The sequence below is a fragment of the Phyllobacterium sp. 22552 genome, from assembly GCF_052044585.1.
Lineage (GTDB): Bacteria > Pseudomonadota > Alphaproteobacteria > Rhizobiales > Rhizobiaceae > Phyllobacterium > Phyllobacterium ifriqiyense.
Map to the genome: position 1 here is coordinate 305,251 of NZ_JBQENG010000005.1, position 25,430 is coordinate 330,680.

General features: G+C 54.2%; 25 protein-coding genes. 9 read left to right on the top strand and 16 right to left on the bottom strand.

The window, feature by feature from the left end:
- Nucleotides 1–177: 177 nt before the first annotated feature.
- From ACTJI9_RS14365 to ACTJI9_RS14375, 3 genes are all read left to right on the top strand, one after another.
- Nucleotides 178–948: an amino acid ABC transporter substrate-binding protein gene (locus ACTJI9_RS14365; RefSeq protein WP_115053685.1), complete on the top strand. Its 771-nt coding sequence runs from the start codon at nucleotides 178–180 to the stop codon at nucleotides 946–948.
- An 87-nt stretch (nucleotides 949–1,035) separates the two neighbouring features.
- Nucleotides 1,036–1,716, top strand: a complete 681-nt coding sequence (locus tag ACTJI9_RS14370) for an amino acid ABC transporter permease (protein ID WP_115053684.1) — start codon at nucleotides 1,036–1,038, stop codon at nucleotides 1,714–1,716.
- Nucleotides 1,716–2,486 carry an amino acid ABC transporter ATP-binding protein gene (locus ACTJI9_RS14375; protein ID WP_115053846.1) on the top strand — a complete coding sequence of 257 codons (771 nt, stop codon included), beginning with the start codon at nucleotides 1,716–1,718 and terminating at the stop codon, nucleotides 2,484–2,486. The genes ACTJI9_RS14370 and ACTJI9_RS14375 overlap by 1 nt, the downstream gene beginning before the upstream one ends.
- A 9-nt stretch (nucleotides 2,487–2,495) precedes the next feature.
- Here ACTJI9_RS14375 and ACTJI9_RS14380 read toward each other — a convergent pair whose 3' ends face one another.
- Both ACTJI9_RS14380 and ACTJI9_RS14385 read right to left on the bottom strand, forming a co-directional pair.
- Nucleotides 2,496–3,581: a GGDEF domain-containing protein gene (locus tag ACTJI9_RS14380; RefSeq protein ID WP_115053683.1), complete on the bottom strand. Its 1,086-nt coding sequence runs from the start codon at nucleotides 3,579–3,581 to the stop codon at nucleotides 2,496–2,498.
- 158 nt (nucleotides 3,582–3,739) lie between these two features.
- Nucleotides 3,740–4,324: a glutathione S-transferase C-terminal domain-containing protein gene (locus ACTJI9_RS14385; RefSeq protein ID WP_440808821.1), complete on the bottom strand. Its 585-nt coding sequence runs from the start codon at nucleotides 4,322–4,324 to the stop codon at nucleotides 3,740–3,742.
- A 256-nt stretch (nucleotides 4,325–4,580) separates the two neighbouring features.
- On the opposite strand from ACTJI9_RS14385, the gene ACTJI9_RS14390 reads away from it, so the two are divergent.
- A complete protein-coding gene (locus ACTJI9_RS14390; protein WP_115053681.1) occupies nucleotides 4,581–5,882 on the top strand; it encodes an MFS transporter in 1,302 nt (433 codons plus the stop codon).
- Between the two features lie 201 nt (nucleotides 5,883–6,083).
- On the opposite strand, the gene ACTJI9_RS14395 is transcribed toward ACTJI9_RS14390, so the two are convergent.
- The 7 genes from ACTJI9_RS14395 to ACTJI9_RS14425 form a co-directional block, all read right to left on the bottom strand.
- Nucleotides 6,084–7,220, bottom strand: a complete 1,137-nt coding sequence (locus tag ACTJI9_RS14395) for an anhydro-N-acetylmuramic acid kinase (protein WP_440808909.1) — start codon at nucleotides 7,218–7,220, stop codon at nucleotides 6,084–6,086.
- Between the two features lie 152 nt (nucleotides 7,221–7,372).
- Nucleotides 7,373–7,519 (bottom strand): hypothetical protein, encoded by a 147-nt coding sequence (locus ACTJI9_RS14400; protein ID WP_307275307.1) that lies wholly within the window; start codon nucleotides 7,517–7,519, stop codon nucleotides 7,373–7,375.
- 98 nt (nucleotides 7,520–7,617) lie between these two features.
- Nucleotides 7,618–8,121: a DUF892 family protein gene (locus ACTJI9_RS14405; protein ID WP_115053680.1), complete on the bottom strand. Its 504-nt coding sequence runs from the start codon at nucleotides 8,119–8,121 to the stop codon at nucleotides 7,618–7,620.
- 122 nt (nucleotides 8,122–8,243) lie between these two features.
- Entirely contained in the window at nucleotides 8,244–9,119 is an 876-nt protein-coding gene (locus tag ACTJI9_RS14410) for an SMP-30/gluconolactonase/LRE family protein (protein ID WP_440808824.1), read from the bottom strand.
- Between the two features lie 2 nt (nucleotides 9,120–9,121).
- Complete coding sequence (locus ACTJI9_RS14415) at nucleotides 9,122–9,763, bottom strand: 2-dehydro-3-deoxy-6-phosphogalactonate aldolase (RefSeq protein WP_440808827.1); 642 nt, start codon at nucleotides 9,761–9,763, stop codon at nucleotides 9,122–9,124.
- Complete coding sequence (locus tag ACTJI9_RS14420; RefSeq protein WP_440808829.1) at nucleotides 9,760–10,689, bottom strand: 2-dehydro-3-deoxygalactonokinase; 930 nt, start codon at nucleotides 10,687–10,689, stop codon at nucleotides 9,760–9,762. The genes ACTJI9_RS14415 and ACTJI9_RS14420 overlap by 4 nt, the downstream gene beginning before the upstream one ends.
- Entirely contained in the window at nucleotides 10,686–11,453 is a 768-nt protein-coding gene (locus ACTJI9_RS14425) for an SDR family NAD(P)-dependent oxidoreductase (RefSeq protein ID WP_440808832.1), read from the bottom strand. The genes ACTJI9_RS14420 and ACTJI9_RS14425 overlap by 4 nt, the downstream gene beginning before the upstream one ends.
- A gap of 247 nt (nucleotides 11,454–11,700) precedes the next feature.
- Between ACTJI9_RS14425 and ACTJI9_RS14430 the strand changes: the two genes are divergently transcribed.
- Both ACTJI9_RS14430 and ACTJI9_RS14435 read left to right on the top strand, forming a co-directional pair.
- Nucleotides 11,701–12,522 carry an IclR family transcriptional regulator gene (locus ACTJI9_RS14430; RefSeq protein WP_440808835.1) on the top strand — a complete coding sequence of 274 codons (822 nt, stop codon included), beginning with the start codon at nucleotides 11,701–11,703 and terminating at the stop codon, nucleotides 12,520–12,522.
- Nucleotides 12,523–12,712: 190 nt separating this feature from the next.
- Complete coding sequence (locus tag ACTJI9_RS14435; RefSeq protein ID WP_440808838.1) at nucleotides 12,713–16,336, top strand: autotransporter domain-containing protein; 3,624 nt, start codon at nucleotides 12,713–12,715, stop codon at nucleotides 16,334–16,336.
- Between the two features lie 112 nt (nucleotides 16,337–16,448).
- On the opposite strand, the gene ACTJI9_RS14440 is transcribed toward ACTJI9_RS14435, so the two are convergent.
- The 6 genes from ACTJI9_RS14440 to ACTJI9_RS14465 form a co-directional block, all read right to left on the bottom strand.
- Nucleotides 16,449–17,546, bottom strand: a complete 1,098-nt coding sequence (locus ACTJI9_RS14440; protein ID WP_440808841.1) for an SEL1-like repeat protein — start codon at nucleotides 17,544–17,546, stop codon at nucleotides 16,449–16,451.
- Nucleotides 17,547–17,603: 57 nt separating this feature from the next.
- Nucleotides 17,604–18,263 carry a nucleoside/nucleotide kinase family protein gene (locus tag ACTJI9_RS14445; RefSeq protein ID WP_440808844.1) on the bottom strand — a complete coding sequence of 220 codons (660 nt, stop codon included), beginning with the start codon at nucleotides 18,261–18,263 and terminating at the stop codon, nucleotides 17,604–17,606.
- Entirely contained in the window at nucleotides 18,251–18,940 is a 690-nt protein-coding gene (locus tag ACTJI9_RS14450) for a D-lyxose/D-mannose family sugar isomerase (RefSeq protein ID WP_115053671.1), read from the bottom strand. Before ACTJI9_RS14450 ends, ACTJI9_RS14445 begins: the two co-directional genes overlap by 13 nt.
- An 86-nt stretch (nucleotides 18,941–19,026) precedes the next feature.
- Nucleotides 19,027–19,818 (bottom strand): ATP-binding cassette domain-containing protein, encoded by a 792-nt coding sequence (locus ACTJI9_RS14455; protein WP_115053844.1) that lies wholly within the window; start codon nucleotides 19,816–19,818, stop codon nucleotides 19,027–19,029.
- Nucleotides 19,818–20,903, bottom strand: a complete 1,086-nt coding sequence (locus ACTJI9_RS14460; RefSeq protein WP_115053670.1) for an ABC transporter permease subunit — start codon at nucleotides 20,901–20,903, stop codon at nucleotides 19,818–19,820. The genes ACTJI9_RS14455 and ACTJI9_RS14460 overlap by 1 nt, the downstream gene beginning before the upstream one ends.
- Before the next feature lie 187 nt (nucleotides 20,904–21,090).
- A complete protein-coding gene (locus tag ACTJI9_RS14465; RefSeq protein ID WP_115053843.1) occupies nucleotides 21,091–22,107 on the bottom strand; it encodes a sugar ABC transporter substrate-binding protein in 1,017 nt (338 codons plus the stop codon).
- Nucleotides 22,108–22,429: 322 nt separating this feature from the next.
- On the opposite strand from ACTJI9_RS14465, the gene ACTJI9_RS14470 reads away from it, so the two are divergent.
- From ACTJI9_RS14470 to ACTJI9_RS14480, 3 genes are all read left to right on the top strand, one after another.
- Nucleotides 22,430–23,578, top strand: a complete 1,149-nt coding sequence (locus tag ACTJI9_RS14470; protein WP_440808911.1) for an ROK family protein — start codon at nucleotides 22,430–22,432, stop codon at nucleotides 23,576–23,578.
- 65 nt (nucleotides 23,579–23,643) lie between these two features.
- Entirely contained in the window at nucleotides 23,644–24,081 is a 438-nt protein-coding gene (locus ACTJI9_RS14475; protein WP_336441933.1) for an RbsD/FucU family protein, read from the top strand.
- Between the two features lie 17 nt (nucleotides 24,082–24,098).
- Complete coding sequence (locus ACTJI9_RS14480; RefSeq protein ID WP_337355006.1) at nucleotides 24,099–25,034, top strand: carbohydrate kinase family protein; 936 nt, start codon at nucleotides 24,099–24,101, stop codon at nucleotides 25,032–25,034.
- Between the two features lie 125 nt (nucleotides 25,035–25,159).
- On the opposite strand, the gene ACTJI9_RS14485 is transcribed toward ACTJI9_RS14480, so the two are convergent.
- Nucleotides 25,160–25,420 carry a DUF1127 domain-containing protein gene (locus tag ACTJI9_RS14485; RefSeq protein ID WP_307275343.1) on the bottom strand — a complete coding sequence of 87 codons (261 nt, stop codon included), beginning with the start codon at nucleotides 25,418–25,420 and terminating at the stop codon, nucleotides 25,160–25,162.
- Nucleotides 25,421–25,430 lie beyond the last annotated feature (10 nt).

Here is a 25,430-nt window from a genome sequence, read left to right on the forward strand (position 1 = left end):
ACAACCGCACCGAAATTATATTCCTGATATCCCGTAAAATGTGGTATGAATTTCGTCTAATTCTACTTTCATGACGCTAGAATGCCTATACAGGCGATCTACAAAGTGACATTTTCCAATCATTAGCCCAAATGCGTACAAAGACGCAGCGGCGCATAGATATCGGATGGAAACAAAATGAACTGGCTGAAATCAATCGTCGTCATCGGTGCTCTGGCAATCTCACCCGTGCATGCATTCGCAGGCTCGAACCTTGAGGAAATCAAGTCCGCAGGTGTTCTCAAGATCGGTACTGAAGGCACTTATGCGCCATTTACCTATCACGACGCCGCCGGCAAGCTTGTTGGTTTCGATGTGGAAATCGGCGAAGCCATTGCCAAAAAGCTCGGCGTGAAGGCCGAATTCCTGGAAGGCAAATGGGATGGTTTGATTGCCGGTCTTGACGCCAAGCGCTACGATACTGTTATCAATCAGGTCGGCATTACCGAGGCCCGCAAGGCCAAGTATGACTTCTCCGAACCCTACATCGCATCCAAGGCCGTTCTCATCGTCAAAGGCGACAATGATGAAATCAAGGGTTTTGCTGATCTGAAGGGTAAAAAGTCTGCTCAATCTCTTTCCAGCAATTTCGGCAAGATCGCCCAGAGCAATGGCGCAGAGCTGGTTGGGACTGATGGTTTTGATCAATCGATCCAGCTTCTGCTAAGCGGACGCGCAGATGCAACCGTCAATGACAGCCTGTCGTTTCTTGACTTCAAAAAACACAAGCCCGACGCCAATGTAAAAATTGCAGCTGAACAGGCCGATGCGGATTTCTCCGGAATCATCATTCGCAAAGGCGAGCCTGAATTGCTGGCAGAAATCAACAAGGCGCTTGAAGCAATCAAGACCGATGGCACTTATAAACAGATTGCCGACAAATATTTCGGCCAGGACGTTTCCAAGTAATCACCGTTTACGGCAAACAGAATTTACGCTCTAACAGGGCAGGGGGTTTGTCCCCCTGCCTTTTATTTTTTCCAAGGAGAAGAGGCCGTGCCCAGCTGGCTTACTTTGATGCTCGAATCCTTGCCCTCACTCTTGTGGGCTGGCTTGATCTTCACCATTCCGCTGACGCTTTTATCGTTCGTGCTGGGGCTCTCTGTTGGCCTGCTCGCAGCGCTTATAAGGCTTTTCGCTCCCGCGCCCTTTGCGGCCATCATCAAATTCTACGTCTGGATTATCCGTGGCACACCGTTGCTGGTTCAGCTTTTCCTGATCTTCTATGGCCTGCCAAGCGCCGGAATTGTTCTTGATGCTTTCACCGCTGCACTGATTGGCTTCACACTCAATATCGGTGCCTACACTTCGGAAATTCTGCGTGCGGTCATTTCCTCGGTCCCTAAAGGCCAGTGGGAAGCCGCCTATTCCATTGGTATGAACTGGTCACAGGCCATGCGGCGCACAATCCTGCCGCAAGCTGCCCGTGTCGCAGTACCGCCATTGTCCAATACGTTCATTTCCTTGGTGAAAGACACATCACTTGCAGCCGCAATCACTGTGCCCGAGCTTTTCCAGGCGGCACAGAGGATTGTCGCCACGACCTATGAGCCACTTATTCTCTACATTGAAGCGGCGATCATCTACCTCATTTTAAGCTCGGTTCTCTCATCCTTGCAGGCAAGACTGGAAACGCGGCTCAACCGGTATGGTGGCTTTCTGGAGGCTCGGTCATGATGATCCAACTCAAGAATATCGAGAAGAATTTTGGCGATCTTCAAGTCCTGAAGAATGTCTCTCTTGATGTAGCAGAAGGTGCGGTCATGGCACTTGTCGGCCCTTCCGGTGGCGGCAAGAGCACGTTGCTTCGCTGCATTAACCTGCTTGAAATTCCCACCGCTGGCAGCGTCGAAATCGCCGGAGACCGTCTTGAGTTTCAGCCGGGCGTCAAACCTTCGACGAAGCAAATTCAATTGCTCCGGCGTCACACTGGCATGGTCTTTCAGAACTTCCAGCTCTTTCCGCATCGAACCGTGATTGAGAACGTGACCGAGGGCCTGACCACCGTTCTCAAATGGCCCAAAGAGAAGGCGAGGGAGCGCGCAAAGGCCCTCTTGGAAAAAGTTGGCCTTGCACATAAATCGGAGGTCTGGCCCTCAACACTTTCCGGCGGGCAGCAACAGCGTGTCGCCATTGCCCGCGCATTGGCTCCATCACCCAAGGTCCTTTTGTGCGACGAACCTACCTCTGCGCTCGACCCGGAACTATCGGGCGAGGTGGTCGATGTTCTGGCTCAATTGGCGCGGGAAGGCACAACAATGGTCATGGCCACGCATGATTTGCGGCTGGCTTCACGCATCGCCAATGAAGTGATCGTATTGGATGGCGGCGTAATTGTTGAAACGGGTACTTCACGTGATATCTTCACTCAGCCCAAGCATGAACGTACAAAACGCTTCATAGCCACGCTGACTCACGATGGTCATATGCATGGCGAGGGTATTTAAAAAACCGAGCTAAGCGACCTCGACGCGATTTCGGCCGCTTAGTTTTGCATGATAAAGTGCCTTGTCAGCAGCCTTGAGCAAGGCCTCCATGCTTGCATATTTCTCGCCCAAGCTGGCAACACCGGCGCTCACAGTGACATTGACGCTTTCCGATCCCGAGACAAAATCCGTATTTTCAATCTCACTGCGCACGCGTTCTGCCAATGCATTGGCAGCATCCTGTTTTGTATTGGCGAGCAGTAGCAAGATTTCTTCGCCGCCATAGCGGACCACAACATCACCAAGGCGCACATTCTTCTGGATGATTGCCGCCACATCAGCCAGTACCGTGTCACCCGTATAATGTCCAAGCCTGTCGTTGATTGTTTTGAAATGATCAATATCAATCATTATCAACGAGCAATGGGCCGCTTTGGCTCGATTATCATTCATTGCTCTTAAAGCTGCCTTGTCGAAGGCCCTGCGATTCTGGAGCTTTGTCAGGGGATCCACAGAAGCTTCATGCTCCAGCGCCCTGATGATCCTCAAGCGGGATTTTTCCCTTTCCAGGAAATTGACGATAATGACGACATTGGCGATATTGGCCAATATGACTGCGATCAATGGCGCGCCGACAATGGTTGCAACGACTTCACCTGGCAGCAGCACAACGGAAATAATCGAGAGCGATGCAGCCAGCCCGATGAGCGTCGAGCGACCAAAGCCAACCGGAATTTTTCGGACCGGAACACGCGCTGCAGCATAACTCACGCAGCAAAGCATCAAGATGGACAACAGCCCTGGCACGACACCAACGCCGCCGAGCCATATGCGATAGGCAGCGATCAATAAAGCAGCAATGACGGTGCCAATAAGTCCCCCGTAAGGATAAACAATTGCCAGGAGAGCGGTGCGGCCATCGAAGAAGACACCCGGTGCCGGCATCACCGCATCGTTCATCGACAATATGGCACCAGTGGCAAAGAGGATGCCGATAGCAGCGCTCTTTTTCCAACCATTCGGAAAATTACGAATGACCATCGAATAGGAAAGGATGACGAGCGCGGTTATACCAAGTATCCGCACAATCCCCGTCGCCAGTATGCTTAATTCCATTTCATTCTCAACGTATAGAACCGACAGTTGATCTACATTCGGTATTGTTGGAGCATGGCCTGTGCACCACGCAAAAACAACCTCTGAATGTCACTGGGGCTTTCATTTGATGTTAAACCTGGTCCAAGCACCTTGGCTCTGAAGCCTGAATGGATTTTTTAGGCCAGTCCTTCTTCAGTCAAAGCTCGTTGTACTGAGTGCATACGCTCGATCCTATCCCGATATTCGAGGAGCCGCGGCGATACTTCCATATTCGACATGCGCGCCCAGCGTAACATGACATAGAGAAATGCATCCGCCACGCTGAAATCGCTGCCCAACAGAAATGGTTCATCGAGCACCTCGGTGAGATAGGCGAACCGCCCGGCGACCATTTTGGTCAGGTCGCTTTTTGCTTCGTCACCCGGCAGGAAAAAGGAAAAGACGAAGGGCTTTTGAATTTCGCTTGATATGAAAGCCAACATCTCAGTTTGCCTGTCGATATCAGGCTTTGACCCTTCCGAAAATCGCGGCGAGTTTCGTGAGATCCAGTTGAGAATTGCAACATTTTCCGTAAGTTGCCGACCATCGTCAAATTCCAGCAGGGGTACATAGCCCTTGGGATTTACCTTATTGTAATCGCCAGGTTCCTTGATCGTTCGCGTGAAAACATCGACCTTGATCAGCTGCGGCGTATGACCGCCGTCCGCAAGGGCGATATGCCCGGCTAAAGCACAAGTGTCGGGAGAATAGAAATATTTCATGATTGGACCCTCTCGAATAGCGTTAGACCCGGTTTCGGCACGCAGCCAAGATAAAAGCCTGTTTCAGTAATTTGCAACAGTGAGCCTTGTCTCGGCGCAACATAAGGGATTTTGCAGCGCACCATTGGTTCATGGGGAAAACAACTTCTAGGGACTGGACCAATCCGGGAGAGGGGTTCAACTGTAGCTGAAGCGAGTCTCCTGGCAGGCTGGCTACGACCTTCTGACAGAAAACCCCACTGATAAAGGAATAATCATGCAGCAGCCTCACAAAGTGCCGGTGCGTAATCTTGTTGCTGCTGTTATCGGCAATGCGCTCGAATGGTATGATTTTCTTGTGTTTGCCTTTATGACACCCATCATCGCGCGGTTGTTTTTTCCGGTCGATCCCTCCGCCTCAAGCAGCGATCTGAATGCTATCCTGATGACCACGGCCATTTTTGGCGTCGGGTTTCTGATGCGTCCCGTCGGCGGCATTATTCTTGGTCTTTATGGCGACAAGCATGGCCGCAAGGCTGCCATGGTGTTGATCACTTCGCTCATGGCGGTTTCCATGGCGATCATCACATTCGCTCCGACCTATCAGGCGGCGGGCGTGTTGGCTCCATTGCTGATCCTTATCGCCCGGCTGATACAGGGCTTTTCGGCCGGCGGCGAATTCGGCACGGCGACAGCATTGCTCATCGAGATGGCCCCTCGCGAAAAGCGTGGCTTTTATGGCTCCTGGCAAATGACCGGCCAGATGATCGGACTGTTGATTGGCGCCGCTGCAGGCACGTTAATGACAGTCTATTTTACGCAGGAGCAGATCGAGGCATGGGCTTGGCGCATTCCCTTTTTCGTTGGCCTGGTCATCATTCCTGTTGCCGTCTATATCCGTCAACGCCTTGATGAGACAGAAGTATTCCGCAATGCCAAACGGGAAGAGACCGTTAAAGGCACCCACATCAGTATCGGAGAATTGCTGGCAAGCTCATGGCGCGAAACAGTATTGGGCATCGGGCTTGTCGCCGCTGCTACTGTTACGGTGTATATAACCTTCACCTATCTCGTGACCTTCGCGACGAAGATCCTTCAGCTGCCACTTCAGGAAACGTTCGAGGTTCAGATGCTTGGGGCATTGTGGGTTGTTGTCCTGACACCCTTGATGGGTATCCTTTCCGATAGGGTGGGCCGAAGCAAGCTGTTGATCACCTCGCTTGCGGTCTATCTCGTCATCTTGTTTCCGCTCTATTCGTGGCTGACAGCCGCTCCCACGATCAGCAGGCTTATCGTGGTACAGCTGGCAACCGGTCTTTGCGCGGCAGCATTCTTTGCCGTGTTCAGCACAGTCATGGCCGTGCTCTTTCCAACACGCGTGCGGTCTTTGGGCCTGTCAATCTCGTACAATATTGCCGTGATGCTCATTGGTGGTTTTGCACAGTTCATCGTGACCTGGCTGATCCAGAAGACCGGATCACCCATGGCGCCGACTTATTATGTCATGTTCGGCGTGGCGCTCGGCCTCATCGCTGCATTGATCCTCGGCAAGAGGGCAGATAGCAACGAGCATTTCTGATAGCAGGGTACTTTGGCAAAGTACGCATTAGATTGGGATGCACCGCCGGGCGCGTTGCATCCTCCTAAACCAGACATTTAATACGTGTCGCACTTCATCCTTGAACCCACCCCGGATACACATAGTTATCACGTAATCTATCTTATGGAACCAAGCCAGATCCAGCAATGCGCGATCTGAAGCAATTCGAATTTCTCTGTTTTAGCTTGAGACCTCTAAATCGCCGCGGCGTGCAATTCTGCCGCCGGTCTGTGGTTTTGCAACGCCTGTTGTGTGCGGGAAACTGAGTGGCAGTCCCTTAAGCGAACGCATTGCCAGATAAGCGAAGCATTCCGCTTCTACCGCATCGCCGCGCAGGCCCACATCGTCAGCGATGATCACCTCCACACTAGCTCGCTTGGCAATTTCCTTCATCATTACCGGGTTCTTGCGCCCACCGCCACATACGACAATCTTCTTGGGTCGTTCCGGCAGAAGGTCCAACGCTTTTCCCACCGCGCCAGCAGTAAAAGCTGTCAGGGTCGCTGCACCATCTTCAAGACCAAGACCGTCAGCCATGGATGCCGGGAAATCAAACCGATCAAGCGATTTCGGATATGGTGCATGGAGGAATGGATGGCTGAGAAGCACGCGCAAGCGCTCCTCATCAACGTTTCCACTTGCGGCAATCTTGCCGTCACGGTCCATTTCCTTGCCCGTTTTCGCCCGTATCCAGTCATTGACCGGAGCATTGGCCGGACCGGTATCAAAGGCGATCATGTCGCTTGAATTGCACCAGGTGATGTTGGCGACACCGCCCAGATTGAGCATGGCATGATCGGCGCCAGCTCCAATCTTTTGCAACATGGCCTTGTGATAAATCGCCGAAAGCGGCGCTCCTTGCCCGCCTGCCTCTACATCCGCAGAACGGAAATCGAACACAACATCCGTTCCAACAATCCGCGACATGATTGCGCCATCGCCCAATTGTCGTGTGAATCCGCGATTTCCGTCTTGAGGCGCCACATGGAGAACCGTCTGACCGTGAAAGCCGACAGCTGCAATATCGGAAGACTGGAAGCCATGCTTTTCAAGGAACAGATTGACGGCAAGCGATTGCGCTTCCGTCAACGCGATTTCCGCTTTGCGAAAGATTTCCGGCTCAGGACCCTTGAATTGCCATTCACGGGCAATGTCCAAAGTTTCCGCCAAAAGCGAGCGAATATCGGTGGGATAAGGTGCCAATTCCCAGGGGCCGAACTCGTCAATGGTTTCGCCATCACTGCGTATCATTGCAATATCGATGAAACCATCCAGCACAGTGCCGGTCATGAGACCGACTGCCCAGCTTGACTTCATATCGGAGGTTTTAGGATGGTTCATACGGCGGACTGCGCTCCCGAGCGATTGCGGTATTTCGCAGCCTTGTTAACCCGTTGGCGGCATGATCCGCAAGCGCCGTTTCCTATTGTAATCTGGGCAAGAGAGGAGGTATTTGCGAACGGCTCCAGCTATCCGCCACTGGCAATATATTGACTGTAGACCTCAACGCCCAGCCAGATAAGCGCTGCTAGCCCGAATAACACGACCAGCACTACCAGAATTGGGTAACCCTGTTCGCCCTGCTTTATCCTTGGCGCTTCGATCCTCTTGGCCATTGTTAATCCTCAAATCTTATGGTTCTGACCAACGAAAAATGGTGCGGCCAGCCTTTTCAAGTGATGGCTTGAAAGACTGGCCGTACGGATGCCAAAACTTACGCTGCAGCAGCGTTGATGCGATTTTCTGCCATGCCGGTCAGAGCCTTATCCGTCTTTAGCTCTTCATCGAGATTTTGCTGAAGCAGGGCGGCGCAATCATGGCGACCAAGCTGCTTGGCCCATGCGACGAGCGTGCCATAGCGTGTAATTTCATAATGCTCGACAGCCTGAGCGGCAGCGATCAACGCCGCATCAAGGACGCGATCATCATCTACCTCGCCTGCAATGTCGTCGGCCTCTTCCAGAATGCCATCAATGGCTGGGCAATTCACACCACTGACTTCAACACCATGCTGGGCAAAAACCTGCTCCAGACGCTCAATCTGCAGATGTGTTTCCTGCAGATGTTTTTCAAATCCATCCTTGAGAGTTTGATCAGTAGCCTTGTCGATCATCTCGGGCAAAGCTTTTACGATCTGGTTTTCCGCATAGTAAATATCCCGAAGCGTATGGACGAACAGGTCGTCCATCGTTTTGATATCCTTGGAAAAAAATCCCATGTTCATTCTCCTGATTACAGACACAGACCACCATTCGCAGCCAGGCGGCTTGCGTTCGTAGTCGTTGATATTTGGTTACAGGGAAGAAACGATGATGCCCGGCAATGGTTCCTGAGTTGCAATTACAATTGCACAGGTCGATCAAAGCGGCCTTTACCAGCCAGCTCAACAAGGTACGTCTTGCCCGCATCAGGATCAGTCTTGTGATAAGCCTCGCTCATATCATGATAGGCCGTTGTAACGATCATGCTCGCCGTATCCTCGCTGACAAATGCGGGACAGGAAGGCTGCTTTACGGGCATCGTGATGGAATGTATGCGCTTACCGGATGGCGAATAGACATCCACGGCTGAACGGCCCCAACAGGCATTCCACAGATTTCCATCGCCATCGACTACAGAACCGTCAACACCGCCCTTTTCCTGGTGTCGATAAAACTCTGTCGGCTCGCCAATGGGAAGCCCGGTTTCAGGATCGGTATCGACTCGCCAGATTATATTTTTATCTGTATCTGCAAAGTATGAAATACTGCCATCGGGCGAGAAGCAGATCGAGTTTGGAATTGTTATGTCGTTGAATATTTTACGCAATTCGCCTTTTCGATACCAATAGATCGAGCCCGCCCCCTGCTCTGCTTTCTTGCCCATTGTGCCAATCCAGAAAGCACCGGCTGGATGCACGCGTGCATCGTTTGAGCGCGTAATCGGATTATCCGCCTCGATTGGCTGGTGCATTTTCAGCACGCCCGTATGGCGGTCACGAAGCACAAGCCCGGTCTCCGTGGAAATCAACTGATGCTGCGCGTCGACCACCGCCAGCGCACTCGCCATTTGCCCGAGTTGATGGATTGCGACGTCGCCGCCAGCCAAGGGTTTTTCGAACAGACGGCCCGTGACGATATCGAACCACCAGGCATTCTTCGTTAGTGGATCGTAACCCGGCCCCTCGCCCAGTTGACATGGAACATCGTGAAAAACGCTGATTTTTGGCTGTTTCATCGTCAAACTTCCCCAAAAACCCGATCATATGCGGCAATTGTTGCTCTTGCGCGGTCACCCACCTCTCCCGCTGTCGCGCCAATCTTGTAAAGACTGGAACCTAGCCCGAAGGTTCTAACGCCAACCTTCGCATAGGACGCGAAGCCGTTTTCATCGACACCCCCAACAGCACCGATAATGGTTCCCTTGGGTAGAATTGCGCTGATCGCCTTTATACCGTCGGGACCGAGCACGCTTGCCGGAAAGAACTTCAAGCCGGATGCACCGGCTTTCAAAGCAGCAAGCGCTTCAGTCGGCGTGAAAACGCCCGGCATGGACACCATCTCTGCTTTGGCAGCGGCTGCCAGCACGGAAGGATCGATATTTGGCGAAATGACAAGACGCCCTCCGACATCCCCAAGCCGTTGAACGTCATTTGCATCGAGCACTGTCCCAGCGCCAACAAGAACGTGCGAAGGCAGTTTTTTTGCAAGCAGTTCAATGGATTGGAACGGATCAGGGGAATTGAGCGGCACTTCGATGACATCGATTCCCGCAGCAACAAGCGCCTCCCCAATTGCCAAAACTTCATCTGGCCGGACGCCCCGCAAGATCGCGATCAGGTCGCGTTTAAGCTTGGGCCATGGAGCGGAAGAAAGGGTCATTTGAAGTTTCCTTTAACGTTTGGCCAAATACCGGAGGCAGCAACGAACAATCCTTTACGCACGGCTTCATCTGCATCCACCAGATCAAAATCCAGTCCGGCGACGTCGAACGCCTTGCCATAAAGAGTGGCCATTGCACCCGACGCGACCAAGACTATCCTATTGTTTGTTATGGATTTTTGCCCGGCTATCTCTGCACCTATAAGCAGGCCCGAAAGCCGTGAAGCAGCTGCCTCCGGCTTCAAATCATTCAAGAGCATGGCGGCGCGTATGCCAAAGAGCTGGCCCAGGAGAGAGTTTCCGGCGAGCATGGATTTCAGCGCGGCAATAAATTCCGGATGATCCGCCGAAGCGGATTCCGCTGCATCCTGAATGGAATGGCGCAGGATCGATTGCTGGCTGACTAGCGCATAAAGCTCGCCGGTCATATAGGTGCCGAATGACTTGGCCCTGCCCTGTTCCAACTCTACCCATTTTGAATGGGTTCCGGGCATCGCTATGATTCCATTGGATAAATTTCTATCCAGAATAGCTCCAAGCAACTGGGTTTCCTCACCGCGCATGACATTTGGCGTATCGTTCAACTGGCAAAGACCGGGAATAATGCGAACGTCGCGCGCCATGTCTGGCAGTTTGACGGCACCAACAAGAATGGCATTCAAATCGGCAGGAACCGGCACATAATTCGCCTCGACCCAACCCTGACGCGAGCCTGCCATGCCGCATATGACGACCGGCAGATCTGAGGGTGCTGAAAGGCTTGCAAGATGCCCCTCAAGCACAGAGGCAAACCCCTTAACGCGCGATACATCAAGCCCGTCATCGGCACGTTTTTCGCCAAGAACATTGCCCGCGCCATCGACGAGCCAGAGCCTGAAACGCGTTGTTCCCCAATCACTTAGCGCATAGATCGGGACCTGGCTCACAGATAGCCTCCATCGACGATCAGGGTCTGGGCACTCAGCATGCGCGCTGCATCGGAAGCGAGGAAAAGACAAGGCCCGACCATATCACCGGGCTGAATTTCCTCCCGCAAAACCTGCCGTTCAATGTGGTGTTTCAGGCGATCTCCCGATACCCACAATTGGCGCTGGCGTTCCGTAATGACCCAGCCAGGGGCAATGGCATTCACCCGGATTTTCTCCGGCCCCAATCGTCCCGCTAACCCCTTGGTAAGACCGATGATTCCGGCTTTCGCGGCCGTATAGGAAGGCATTTCGCCATGGTTGATCATGAACGAAGTCGAGGTGAAATTGATGATCGAACCACCACCCGACTGACGCATGCATGGTACAACGGCCTGCGCTGCGAAGAACTGGGGACGCAGGTTAATAGATTGGTTCTTATCCCAATATTCCGGCGTCACTTCATCAATATCGTGCCGGTCATCCCAAGCAGCATTGTTGACAAGTACGGTGATTAGGCCAATATTTTCAATGGCTTGCGCAACGGCAGCCCGCAGAGCCGCCACATCTGAAAGATCAGCCTTGATATAAAGCGGGCGGTTTCCGTATTGGCTTTCCATCTGTTCCACCAGCGCATTGGAAGGCTCGTCGGCAATGTCGATGAAGGCAACGCGCGAACCCTGACGCACAAAGCCTTCAGTCAATGAAGCGCCAATGCCGGAACCCCCGCCGGTGATAAGCACAGATCGATCTTTCAGGTCGGGAAAAATAGCGGAAGGCATCATGGCAGGATTCTCATAAGGCTGAGTTAATTCCATTATTTGGAACTATGTTTGACTATGCTGAATTGTCATCCTATGCTGCAAGAAGTCAAGGAAAATGAGTCTGGTCAATGGTTCAACTTCGCACAACCAAATTTCTATTGGCGATTGTAAATTTTCAGCAAAAATCGGGGATTCTTCGGCAAATATTGCTCAAGTTACAGCAAAAGCGGGAGCAAATCGCCCCAGACACTCCAAGAACAGGAAAAACATGAGCAAACCGCAAAGAGTGGCGACCGATAGGGTAAAAAAATCCGGTGGCAGTCAAGATACCGGCACGCTCGGCAAAGCCATCAGCGTTCTTGACATCATAGCCAACTCTTCCGAGGCGCTGCGTTTCACGGATGTGCTGAAACTTTCCGACCAACCGCGCGGCACCCTCCACCGGCAAATTTCCAATCTCATCGACGAGGGGCTTATCGCGGTTAACAGGGATAATTGTTACACGCTAGGATTGCGATTGTTGCAATTTGCATCCAAAGCGTGGGCTGGCAATGAATTTCGCAATGTCGCCGCCCCTCACATCCAGAAGTTGCATGAGGCGACAGGCGAGACAGTGCATCTTGGCGTGCTGCGCGATATAGAAGTGATCTATCTGGACAAGATCGAGAGCCGCCAGAATATCCGCATGGTTTCACAGATCGGCAACACCGCGCCCGCCTTTTGCACCGGGGTCGGCAAAGCTGCGCTTTCGGCCCTTCCAGACGATGAATTGCGCGAGCGGGTCGAGCGCATCGAATTCCGGCCATACACCCCCAACACTTTGGCCGATGCCGCAGCCCTCCTATCCGAGATCAGCACCATACGAAGCACCGGAAATGCCTATGACCGGGAAGAGCATGAACTGGGGATTACCTGCGTTGCGGCACCGATTTTTTCCCGCACCGATGCGCTGTTCACTGCCAGCGTTTCCGTGACAGGTCCTGCCTACCGGGTAACGCCGGAAATGCTGGCCTCCTGGACGGAAATAACCCGCGATACCGCGTCGGCCATCATGCAGAGCATGGCAATCCAATTGTCTCCGCGCAGCTAATATACTGAAAAAATTGAATTAATTTTTTTAAAGCTGTACACGCGGCTTTGTCAAATTTCTGTCATTGAAATCAAAAAGTTACCACAAAGTTAACACAATTGGCCTTTTTCCCACTTGACGTAAGATGCCGATAAATTTCAACCTCCTAGTACTTTCGGATTAGGTGATCCGAGAATCGGAGGAATATTATATGTCTTTTTATGCTTCTGACGCAGCTGTTTCCGCCCGTAAAACCCGTCTAAAAACATTCCGCAAACATCTTACTACAACAGTCTTCACCACCATCTTGCTCACCGCGGCAACGGCAGGTGCAATCGCCCAGCAACAGCCCAGATATTACAATGCTGACGGCACGCGAACCGATGATTTCGAAGCCGCAAAGAAGAGCTGGCGCGATGATGCCGAGTTCAACGGCAATGATGTCCTGAAAGCATTCAATGCCGATGCAGCCTATGCAATGGGCTTCACCGGTAAGGGCACCAAGCTTGGCGTCATCGATCAGCCGGTCTATGCCGCTCACTCGGAATTTGCCGGTGAAGGCAAAATGAACTTTGTCAAAACCGAAGGCACAAGGCTTTACACCGATCCCTATATTCCCGTGAAAGCCGGTGACCACTTCGTTGCCGATGGCAGGCAGTATATTGACGGCTATGGTGGCATTTCCAGCCATGGTACGCACGTCGCCGGTATCGCTGGCGCCAATCGCGATGGCAAAGCCATGATGGGCGTGGCCTTCGATACCAGTATCTTTGCCGCCAGCAATTATGACGCAGGTCCAGAAGATGGCGTTGTACTTGGCAATGATGGCGCAGTTTATGCTGCGGCATGGGATGCCATGATCAATAGCGGCGTCTCGATCATCACCGACAGCTGGGGCATTGGTCTTTCAAGCTCATCCTGGACCTATGCGGAAGCCTATGGGCAATATCAGGAGATCAAGGCCATTCTCGGCACCCCCGAAGGTGGTGCCTATAACGGCGCGATCAAGGCTGCGGAAAGCGGCATCGTAGTCGAATTCTCAGCCGGCAATGATGGTGGACTGGAACCAGACGCCCTTGCAGGGCTTGCAACTTTTCGTCCTGAACTGGAGAAAAATTGGCTGACGACAATGAGTGTCGTTGCTGATGAGACAAACCCGGATGGCTATTCACGAAGTGGCTTTTCCAGCATTTGCGGCTATTCCAAATATCATTGCGTCGCCGCTCCTGGCACAAACATCAATAGTGGTGTGCCGGTTGGCGACATTACCGGCCTTAATCCCGGCGATGTAATGGACGACAGCAGATTCACGTCTGGCTATGAAGAACTGAGCGGTACTTCCATGGCAGGCCCGGCCGCGACCGGTGCCTTCATGGTGCTGAAGCAACGCTTCCCCTATCTCTCCAATGGCGATGTCAACGAAATTCTCAAGACGACATCCACCGATCTTGGCGAAGCCGGGGTTGATAATGTGTTCGGCTGGGGTCTGATCAATCTCGACAAGGCAATAAAGGGCCCCGGCCAGTTCCTGAGCCGTGTCGAGGCAAATCTGCCCGCCTCCTATCGCGGCACCAATGAAGAAGTCTGGAGCAATGATATCTCACAGGACGCGCTGGACCAGCGGTTCGTTGAAGACCAGCAAACAATCGCTGATTGGGAAGCCAAGAAAATCACAGAAGGCTGGCAGAATGGCATAACCGAAGCCAGCAAGGAAAAAATCCGGCAACAGGTCATAACGCAATTTCCGGATTCCAACTTCCCTGCGGCCATCGAACTTGTCAGGGACCGATACGCGAAACTCGACATTATCAATCTTCCTCAAAACCCGCCTTTGACTGATGAGCAGCTCGAAGCTGCCAATGCAGCATTCGAGGCGGCGGATGCCAAGATGCTGGCGGACCCTGCAGCAACTGCCCTATGGAATGCATTCGTGGCAACAGCTCCAAACACAAGCATTCCGCGGGCGCCACAATTTGTCGATTTCTCGGCTACGCCTGAAGCCAGTGCCGAAACAATTCGCGGCACGATCACCGATGACCGTATTGCCGGAGCGCTGAAAGAATTTACTGCCTATGAAGCACTCGTTCCGACACTGACCGAGAAACTGAATGACCCGAACAATTATATTGGCGGATTGACAAAAACCGGCATGGGCACGCTGCGGCTGACAGGCGACAGTACCTATAGGGGTGATACGCTCATCAATGGCGGCTTGCTTGCAATTGATGGGTCCATCACTTCCAAGGCTGTCATCAACGATAGAGGTACGCTCGGCGGCATTGGCGCAGTTGGCGGTATCATAGCCAATAATGGCGGCACGGTCGCTCCCGGCAATTCGGTAGGCACCTTGACCTCAAATGGCGATGCGACCTTCAACACGGGTTCAACCCTGCATATTGAAGTCAATGGCAGTGAGGCTGACAAGCTCGTCGTCAATGGCACGACGACCCTGCTTGGCGGCGTTGTTCTCCTGACGCCGGAGACCGGAGCCACGACAAAACCCAGCGCACAGGAGGTGCGCTCCGCCCTCAATAGTAACAGCTATAATTTCCTGACATCGACGGGCGGCATAAACGGCCAGTTTGCAAGTGTTCAGTCGGCCTATGTGTTCTATGATGGCGTTCTCGCCTATGCTCCGACCGGCATTGCGGCAAGCTTCAAACGCAACGCATTGGGCTTTGACGATTTCGCCAAGACGCGCAATCAAAGAGCGGTTGCAAAATCCATTGAAACTGGCGGCGCTGGAAGCTCTCTTTACGACACAATCGAAACCAGCACGGTTTTTGACGCCGTTGCAGGCACCTACCAATCGCTGACCGGCGAAATCCATGCGACGCTGGACGGCGTTCTGATTGAGGATGGGCACTTTATCAGTCAGGCGGCAACAGAACGTCTTCGCGCGGCCTTTGACGGCGTGGCTGTCACCCCGCAGGCAACGATCACCCCTCTCGCCTATGGTCCGGGCGAAAAAGCAACGGGCAGCGAAGCCTTTGCCGCAATTGCTCCGGCCGATCTCTCCCCTACCCTTTGGGGTCAGGCCTATGGCGCCTGGGCGCATGCCGACAGCGACGGCAATGCCTCCGGCTACAGCCGCGATACGGGCGGCTTTGTTACCGGCCTTGATGGCGTGATTGCCGAAACATGGCGCTTCGGCCTCTTGGCAAGCTATGGCAATACCTCGATGCATAGCGGTGGGGCCAAGGCCGATGTGGACAGCTATCAGGTCGGTGTCTATGCCGGTACGCAGTGGGATGCGCTCGGGCTTCGCCTGGGTGTCAATCTTGGTCATCATGAGATCGACACGGATCGCGATGTGGTGCTTGGCGGTGTTACCAACGGCCAGAATGCATCCTATGATGCCCAAACCGTTCAGGTCTTCGGTGAACTCGGCTACAAGGTCGAGACGCAATATGCGGCGCTCGAACCCTTTGCTGCTGCCCGCTACACCCATCTGAAAACCGATAGTTTCCAGGAAGATGGCGGCGATGGCGCATTGACCGGTCTGTCCGGCTCCAGCGATGTTACCACGACAACGCTCGGGCTTCGCCTTTCGCGCAATTTTGCGCTTAGCGAAACAACCGTGCTGACGGCACGCGGCATGGTTGGCTGGAACCACGCCTTCGGTGATGTAACGCCTGAACGTGAGCTGGCTTTTGCTGGCGGCGCGCCCTTCTCCATCGAGGGCCTGCCCATTGCCAAGAATGCCTTTGCTGTCGAAGCCGGGTTTGATGTCGGCATCGGCAAACGTACAACGCTCGGCCTCGCCTATACCGGCCAGTTCTCCGGCGACACACGCGACAATGCCGTCAAAGCCGACCTGACAGTCAAGTTCTGAGACTGCACAACAAACTAAAAACCCTCCCCGCATGCGGGGAGGGTTTCGCATTTGAAATTGATAGCTGGATTAAACAAAGAACGCTTCCGAACGAGCCTGCCGCAAGCGTTCTTTATTGGTTGGCTTTAAGCGCTTCCGCTGCAAGTTCATTGCCCTGATCGGCAGCAAGCTTCCACCAATGGAGAGCCTTCTTCATATCCTTTTTAACGCCGCGTCCCATATTATAAAAGACGCCGATATTATATTGCGAGGCGGCATAACCTTGTTCTGCAGCCAGCTGAAACAGCTCCATGGCCTTTTTATAATCCTTGTCCACGCCAACGCCTGCTGCATATTGCAGACCAAGATTGTCAAGCGCGACCGAGTAGCCCTGATCGGCTGAAAGCTGATAAAATTCAACAGCCTTTTTCGGGTCCTTGGGCAAACCGCCCCGCCCTTCAAGATACATATTTCCAAGGCTCATCTGCGAGCGGTATGAACCCTGCTCCGCTGCCTTCGTATACCAGACAACGGCCTCCTTATCGCTCTGCTCGACGCCTTCGCCACTCTCATAGGCATATCCCAGATAGTTCTGCGCATCCGCATTGCCCTGATCCGCAGATTTCCGGTAGAGGGCAGCAGCAGCAGCCTTGTTCACCTCAACGCCATAGCCATTGGCATAGACATTGGCGAGGTAATATTGGGCCAGTGCATCGCCCTGATCGGCACCTTTGGTCAGCCAGATGAGTGCCTGCGCATCATCTTCTTCAACGCCAATGCCGTTGGAATAGAGAAAGCCGAGATTGCGTTCGGCCCGCGCCAATCCCTGCTCTGCCGCCTTGCGATACCAGAGCACGGCTTCCGCCAGATTTTCCTCCGTGCCAAGCCCCAAGCGATAAACATCGCCTATGGCATTTTGCGCCAGCGCATAATTTTGATCCGCCGATTTGTTGAGCAGATCGCGGGCCTTTGCATAATCCTCCACGCCGGTATAGCCGTTGAGAAAAATGCTGGCGACGCCATATTGTGCTGCAGCTTCACCCTTATCGGCGAGCGGCTCCCAAAGCTTCAATGCAGTGACATAATCTTCATTGTCAAAGGCGGTCTGGGCCGCATCTGACCAAGCCAAGGACGGAACGGACAGCACAAGGCTGGCCGCCAGGAAAATAGCTCTGAAATTCACAATCGCACCCCACGCCTCATTGATCCTTTGAGGACTATGGCGCGGCATGCCGGAATGCAAGTGGCCCGATTCTGAAATTTTCTTTCAATCGGGAGCCACCAAGCTCTAATTCTTCAAGATGAAATCCGCAGGCCGTGAGTGCTCAAGCACGAGATCGGCATTGGGCATATCATTGGACAATGCCCTCGCCTGTGCCGAGCCGACATTATAGCCGAAACCGAGCCAGCGCTGCACCAGCCGGTTTTCAAGCTCAAGCCGATCCACCTGCAAGAATACCGTCATGTCGAACAGCGGCTCCAGACGGTTCCAGGGCGCCTGATCGAGCAGGAGATAATTGCCTTCAACAAGCAAAATCCGCTGATCGGCCTTTACGATATCTGCTCCCGCCCGCGCCAGATCAAGCTTGCGGTCGAAAAGCGGGATAACGATATCCTCGCCGCCCTCGCGAAGCCGCCTCAGCATGACCTCGAAGCCAGCGCAATCAAATGTGGGTGGAGATCCCTTGCGCTTGCGCATGTCCCGCGCATCGAGAATGGCATTGTCGAGATGAAACCCATCCATCGGCACGACCACCGCCGCATCCGGATCGCGCGCATTGATGGCGGCGCAAAGCGTCGCTGAAACCGTGGATTTGCCGGCACCCGGAGGGCCGGCAATCGCCACGACAAGCCGTTTCGTATCGGCGGCACGGGCGAGAATAGCCGAGACCAGCTCTTGCGCGGTCACGGCTTCCTGCCTGTCGTCCAAAAGGGTCAGGCCAGCCATTTGTCGTAATCGGAAACGAGCAAATGCAGCGGCGCTTCATCTTCTTCGATATTGGAGAAGCGGCCGATCGGCTCACGGAAAATATTGTCGGTCAGATCGTCATTGACCGTCGAAACTTCACCGATCAGCACATCGCCGCCCTCGCCCCAGAAAGCGTGCCAATTGCCCGGCAACAGCGTCACACTCTCACCCGGCTGCAGCTTCAAAAGGCCGCCTGCCTTCTGGCGCACGATACGGCCATCAGTGGCAACTTCCACATCGGTCTTTTCGTCTACGCTGCCATCTTCATTGGAGTTGAAAAGTTCCAGCACCAGCGTGCCGCCGCCGCGATTGATGATATCTTCCGCCTTGACGATGTGGCGATGCATGGGTGACAGCTGCTTCTCGCGGCTGATCATGATCTTTTCGGCATAAAGCATGCCGCCACCCTTTTTCAGATCTTCCTGATTGCCGTTCCGGGTGGTGAAGAGAAACAGACCAAGTTCATCGAACTTGCCCTGACCGTAATCGGTGATATCCCAACCAAGACGCGCATCGAGAATTGCCTTGGCATCGCTTGATGTGCGAGCCTTCAATTCTTCCGGCGACCAATAGGCGAAGGGCGGCATGACATAGCCGAACGAGCGAATGAACTTGTCGCTCTCGCGGATGATCGCATTGATTTCAGAACGCTTCATTCTCAAAAATTCCTATGGGTATAGTGGGTCGATTGGCAGCTGTATATCTCCCCCTTTTGCGGGGGAGATATACTTGTAATATTCGTTCAGTTTACCTGTGCTGGCGGCGTTTTCGCTCCGGTCATAAAGGCGACGGCGTCCGACATCGTATATTCCTTGGGGTTGATCACTGTTAAGCGTTTTCCCAGGCGGTGGATGTGAATACGGTCTGCCACTTCGAAAACATGTGGCATATTATGCGAGATCAGCACGATTGGCAGCCCGCGTTTTTTTACATCCTGAATAAGCTCCAGAACGCGGCGCGATTCCTTGACGCCGAGTGCAGCTGTCGGCTCATCCATGATGATGACTTTGGAGCCGAAAGCCGCCGCACGCGCCACGGCGACGCCCTGACGTTGGCCACCCGACAGGGTTTCCACCGTCTGGCTGATGTTCTGGATGGTCATGAGGCCAAGCTCCGTGAGCTTGTCACGCGCCATCTTTTCCATCGCCTTGCGGTCGAGCATGCGGAACAGGCTTCCCGCAATGCCAGGTTTACGCAATTCACGGCCGAGGAACATATTGTCGGCAATGGAAAGCGCGGGAGACAGAGCGAGGTTCTGGTAGACCGTCTCGATACCCGCATCGCGCGCTTCCATGGGCGAGCGGAAATTGATGACCTTGCCATCCAGTTTGATCTCGCCCTCATCGGGATGCACGGCACCGGAAATCGCCTTGATCAGCGAGGATTTTCCGGCACCATTATCGCCGATAACCGCCAGAACTTCGCCGGGGTAAAGGTCGAAATCGGCATGATCCAGCGCCGTGACACGGCCATAGCGCTTGACCAGACCGCGTGCTGTGAGCAGCGGGGTCGCGGAGGTTTGTGTCGTGCTCATCAGCTTGCCGCCTTTCTGATCCACTGGTCGATTGCCACAGCTGCGATAATCAGCACGCCAATCATGAGATAGGTCCACTGCACATCCGTGCCATACATGCGCATGCCGAAAGAGAAAACGCCGACGATGAGCGCACCGAAGAGCATGCCGAGAATGGAGCCGCGCCCACCGAACAGCGACATGCCGCCGATAACCACAGCCGTTATGGATTCAATATTGGCGAACTGGCCAATCTGCGGCGAAACCGAGCCATTACGGCCAATCTGGGCCCAACCGGCCAGCCCGCAAATGAGGCCCGCAAGAACATAGACCGAGACAAGCACGCGCTTGGTGCGCACGCCCGAAAGCTGCGCCGCCTCCGGATCGTCGCCGATCGCATAAAGATGACGGCCCCAGGCAGTATAGTTGAGCACATACCAAAGCAGCATGATCAGCAGGATCATGGCGAACACGCCATAGGTGAACATGGCCCCGCCACCCAGATTGATCTTGTCGCCGAAGAATTGCAGCAAGGGAGCGTTCTGCTCGATCTCCTGGGCGCGGATCGTCTCATTATTGGAATAGATATAGGTCGTGGCAAGAAATATCTGCCACGTGCCAAGGGTGACGATGAATGGCGGAAGTTTCACATAGGCAATCAGCATGCCGTTGATGAAGCCGCAAAAGGCACCGAGCGCCAGCCCGCAAGCGACAGCCACCTCGACAGGCAGGCCGTAGCGGAAGGTAAACTGCCCCATGACCACCGAAGACAGAACCATGATGGCGCCGACGGAAAGGTCGATACCGGCGGTAAGAACGACGAGGGTCTGCGCCGCTCCGACGATGCCGACAATGGCCACCTGCTGCAGGATCAGCGTCAACGCGAATGGCGTGAAGAAACGCGATCCGACCAGCGCGGCGAAAATGACCAGCGACAGGACCAGAACAATAAGGGGGACGGCTGCCGGACTTGAATGCAGGAAATGCCGTATCTTTTCCAGCGCGCTCTTGTCATCGCTGTCAAAGCTGGCGACGGTCGTCGCGCTTTGCGTCAGCACGCTTTCGAACTCCTGCCCCTTATGAGGCGTTCGCTCTGTTTCTGTCATAATGTGACCTCCCTAGAACAGGGTAATGAATTCTGTTGAAAACAAAAGGCTGGGCGCGATGCTAACCCTCCTCCTTGTGGGAGGGAAGCTGCGAAGCAGCAGGGAGGGGTCTTACAAAGTGAGAAGAACCCCTGCCCGTCGCTACGCTCCGTCCCTCCCCACAAGGGGGAGGGTAAGACCGCTCAGATCAGCCCCAGCACTTGGCCAGGCCGTCCTTGACGCTGATCGACTCAACACCCTTGACCGGCTTGTCAGTGACCAGCGCGACGCCGGTATCGAAGAATGTCTTGCCTTCCGTTGGCTTTGGCTTTTCGCCGGTATCGGCAAACTTCTTGATGGCCTCAATGCCGAGCGCTGCCATGGCAAGCGGGTATTGCTGCGACGTCGCGCCGATAACACCGGCTTCAACATTCTTGACGCCCGGGCAACCACCATCGATGGAAACGAGCAGAACGTCCTTTTCCTTGCCGACCGCTTTCAGAGCCTCATAGGCACCGGCAGCTGCAGGCTCGTTGATCGTGTGCACGACATTGATGCTTGGGTCTTTCTGCAGAAGGCTTTCCATTGCCTTGCGGCCGCCTTCTTCATTGCCATTGGTGATGTCGTGGCCAACAATGCGCGGGTCAGTTTCGTCGCCGATCTTGTTGATATCGGCAACATCAATGCCAAAGCCCTTCATGAAACCCTGATCGCGCAGAACGTCAACCGATGGCTGCGATGGGGTGAGGTTGAGGAAAGCAATCTTGGCATCCTTCGCCTTGTCACCCAAAGTACCGGCAGCCCACTTGCCGACCAGTTCACCGGCCAGAAGATTATCCGTTGCGAAGGTCGCATCGGCAGCATCGACAGGATCAAGCGGCGTATCGAGCGCGATAACCAGAAGACCGGCATCACGTGCCTGCTTGACCGAGGAAACGATACCGGCTGTGTCGGATGCTGTGATCAAAATACCCTTGGCACCATCGGCGATGCAGGTCTCGATTGCCGCGACCTGGCTTTCGCTGTCGCCGTCGATCTTGCCCGCATAGGCCTTCAGCTCAACGCCGAGTTCCTTGGCTTTGGCCTGCGCACCTTCCTTCATCTTGACGAAAAACGGATTGGTGTCTGTCTTGGTGATCAGGCATGCGCTGACATCCGCAGCCTGTGCAGGCGCGGCCAAAGCGGCCAGAGCAACGACAGCCGCTCCAAATACCGTGGATTTCAAATATAGATTCTTAGCCATGTGTGACTTCCTCCTATGGACGCGGCAAGCGCATACTCGTCCGCATTGAGACCGTGTTCGACAGGTCCCTGTTCAATTTTCTAAACATCTCGGACAGTTATCCTCCCGGCCAAGTGCCCTATAAGCAAATACCACTCGTCCCAACCTGTCAACATTAATAAATCACTGTGATTTAATATTGACAGAAGCCGGTCCCCGTTCCATTGTCCCAGGGAAATCGGGAGGAATTTCGTTGGCTATTCGAGTATCGGAGCGAAGTGCCGCCGCGCGGCCGTCGCATCATCACGGTACGAACCAGAGCGGCATGCGCGATCACAATGAGCGTGTGGTGCTGTCGCTGCTTCGCCAGCATGGCAGCCTTGCCAAGACGGCGATTGCGCGGATGAGCGGGCTCTCCGCCCAGACAAGCTCAATCATCATGCGCATGCTGGAAGCCGATGAACTGCTGATCCGCGAAGAGCCTTTGCGCGGGCGGATCGGTCAACCCATGATCCCCATGGCGCTTAATCCTGAAGGCGCATTCTTCTTTGGCTTCAAGATCGGGCGGCGCAGCGCCGACCTTGTGCTGATCGATTTTCTCGGACGCATCCGCTCCATGCGCCATACGCCCTATGATTATCTGGCACCGGCGCCGATCTTTCGCATTGCTGCAGAAGGCATGCGGGACATGCTGGCCGAACTGACACCCAAACAGCGCGAAAGGGTCGCCGGGATCGGTATTGCCGCGCCGTTTGAGCTGTGGAAATGGGCCGATGCCGTCGGCGCGCCGCAGGAGGTGCTGGACCAGTGGCGCGACTGCGATATCCGTGCCCGAATCCAGGAACTCTGCTCCTTCCCCGCCTATTTGCAAAATGACATGACCGCCGCCTGCGGCGCAGAGCTTGTCTTTGGCCAAACCAAAGATATCAATGATTTCGTCTATTTCTATATCGGTTCGTTTATCGGCGGCGGTATTGTCATCAATGGCAGTCTTTATCCCGGGCGCAGCGGCAATGCCGGTGCGCTTGGCTCAATGCCGGTATTCGGGAATGACGGCACAGCCCGCCAGCTCATCGATATGGCTTCAATCACCGGTCTTGAGCGCGTCGTCACCACGCTTGGCCGTGACCCCTCGCCGCTCTGGGCTTCGCCTGACGATTGGGGACAGATGGGCCCTGAACTCGACGAGTGGATCGACACAGCCGGCAAAGCGATTGCGCAGGCCGTCGTCGCATCGGCCTCGGTTGTGGATTTTGAAGCCGCAATTATCGATGGCTGGATGCCTGAAGATGTTCGCGCCCGGGTCGTGGAGGCCGTTCAAAAACATATAAATACGTTCCGGCTGGAGGGACTATCGCTTCCCTCAATTCTTGCAGGAACTGTTGGGATCCATGCCCGTTCACTGGGAGCCGCCAGCCTGCCACTGGCTGACCGTTTCCTTCTGGGCCAGAAGATTTTCAGGAAAGAAATTTAGTGCATGCAAAATTATGGCTTTAAGAAAAATGGGATGCCGATTGCTATTCTCTCTGGTGATGTCCCATGTTGATTGGAATTTCCCCAATGCTGGGGCCGGAACTGCTGGCGACACTGCGCGCCATGGGACATGGCGACGAGATTGCACTCGTCGACGGCAATTATCCGGCGCAGGAAGATGCTCGGCGGCTGATCCGCGCCGATGGCCTGCCGCTGATTCCGCTTCTCGATGCAATCTTGCAAGTGCTGCCTGTCGATGACTTCGTACCAAAGGCATTGTTCCGCGCTTCCGTAATGGGCGATCCGGACCGCGCCGACCCCGTTCACCACGAAATGCAGGCTGTCTGCTCCAGACGCGCGCCGGGGTTTGAATTGGTTGCGCTCAATGGCGAGGCACTCTATGCGCGCATCAAAAAGGCGCACACGATTGTTGCGACAAGTGAACCTCGACTTTATGCCAATATCATCATCCGCAAGGGTGTGATTTATCCAGATAAGTCCTGAATCCAGAGAGATATTCTATGATTTTATGTTGTGGTGAAGCCCTGATCGACATGCTGCCGCGCCAGACCGGCGCCGGAGAAGCTGCTTTTGCTCCTTATGTCGGCGGCGCTGTTTTCAATACGGCGATTGCCCTCGGACGGCTTGGGGTGCCAACCGAATTCTTTTCGGGAATTTCTTCGGATTTCTTCGGCCAGATGTTGCGGGACAGCCTGGCACAAAACCATGTTGGCACGCGCTATGCGCATATTTCGCCGCAGCCGACCACATTGGCTTTCGTGCGGCTTGTTGACGGACAGGCCAGCTATATTTTCTATGATGAAAACAGCGCGGGGCGGTCCCTGACAACAGACCATTTGCCGGTGCTGGACGATAATGTCACCACAGTGCAATTTGGGGCGATCAGTCTCATTCCGGAACCTTGCGGCGCGACCTATGAAGCGCTGATGGCGCGCGAGCATGAAAAGCGCGTCATCGTGCTCGACCCGAACATCCGACCCGGTTTCATTCCTGACAAGGAAAAGCATCTCGCCCGCATGCGCCGCATGATCGCCATGACCGATATCGTCAAGATTTCCGATGAGGATATGCGATGGTTCGGTGAAGCCGGAACGATGGACGAAATCGCAAAACGCTGGATCGTTGCGGCAGATCAACAGGGACCGAAACTCATTCTCGTTACCCATGGCGCTGATGGCGTTACCGGCTATACGCAGGATCAGACCGTGCATGTCGATGCGCAGCGTGTTGAGGTTGTCGATACGGTGGGCGCTGGCGATACATTTACCGCCGGTGTACTGGCTTCATTGCAGGAAGCCGGGCTTTTGACGAAAACGGCCCTGCCTGCCCTGACACAGGATCAGATCAGCGCTGCACTGACACTTGGTGCCAAGGCAGCAGCCGTAACCGTTTCCCGCGCAGGCGCAAACCCGCCCTGGCGGAGTGAGCTGGGCTAGGTTGCCATCCCTTGGCGCTCCCCCGTTGGCTTATGTGCAAGGTTAACTATTCGCATTAATATAGTGCGTGGTTCGACGGGCTTGTCGAAGGGTGAACCACGCATCACTCTAATGCATGCCGAAAATCACTTCAATTCTCTCGCCCGCCGATCCAGCTCCAAGGCCTCCGCTCTTGTCAGGCCAATATCGTCAAGCATGCGATCGCTGAGGCGGGCCAGAGGCGCATCTTCCGCGCTAACCACGCCACCGGAAGCAAAACTTGTGCGGACTCTTTCGACAAACCGCTCAAGCAAACCAGCCTTATTGGAGTTTCGCAACGAATAGCTGCGGCCAGTGCGATAGTTGCGGTCAATTTCTAGTAGACCAGTCGTCTCTATATAAGCCATAATAAATACT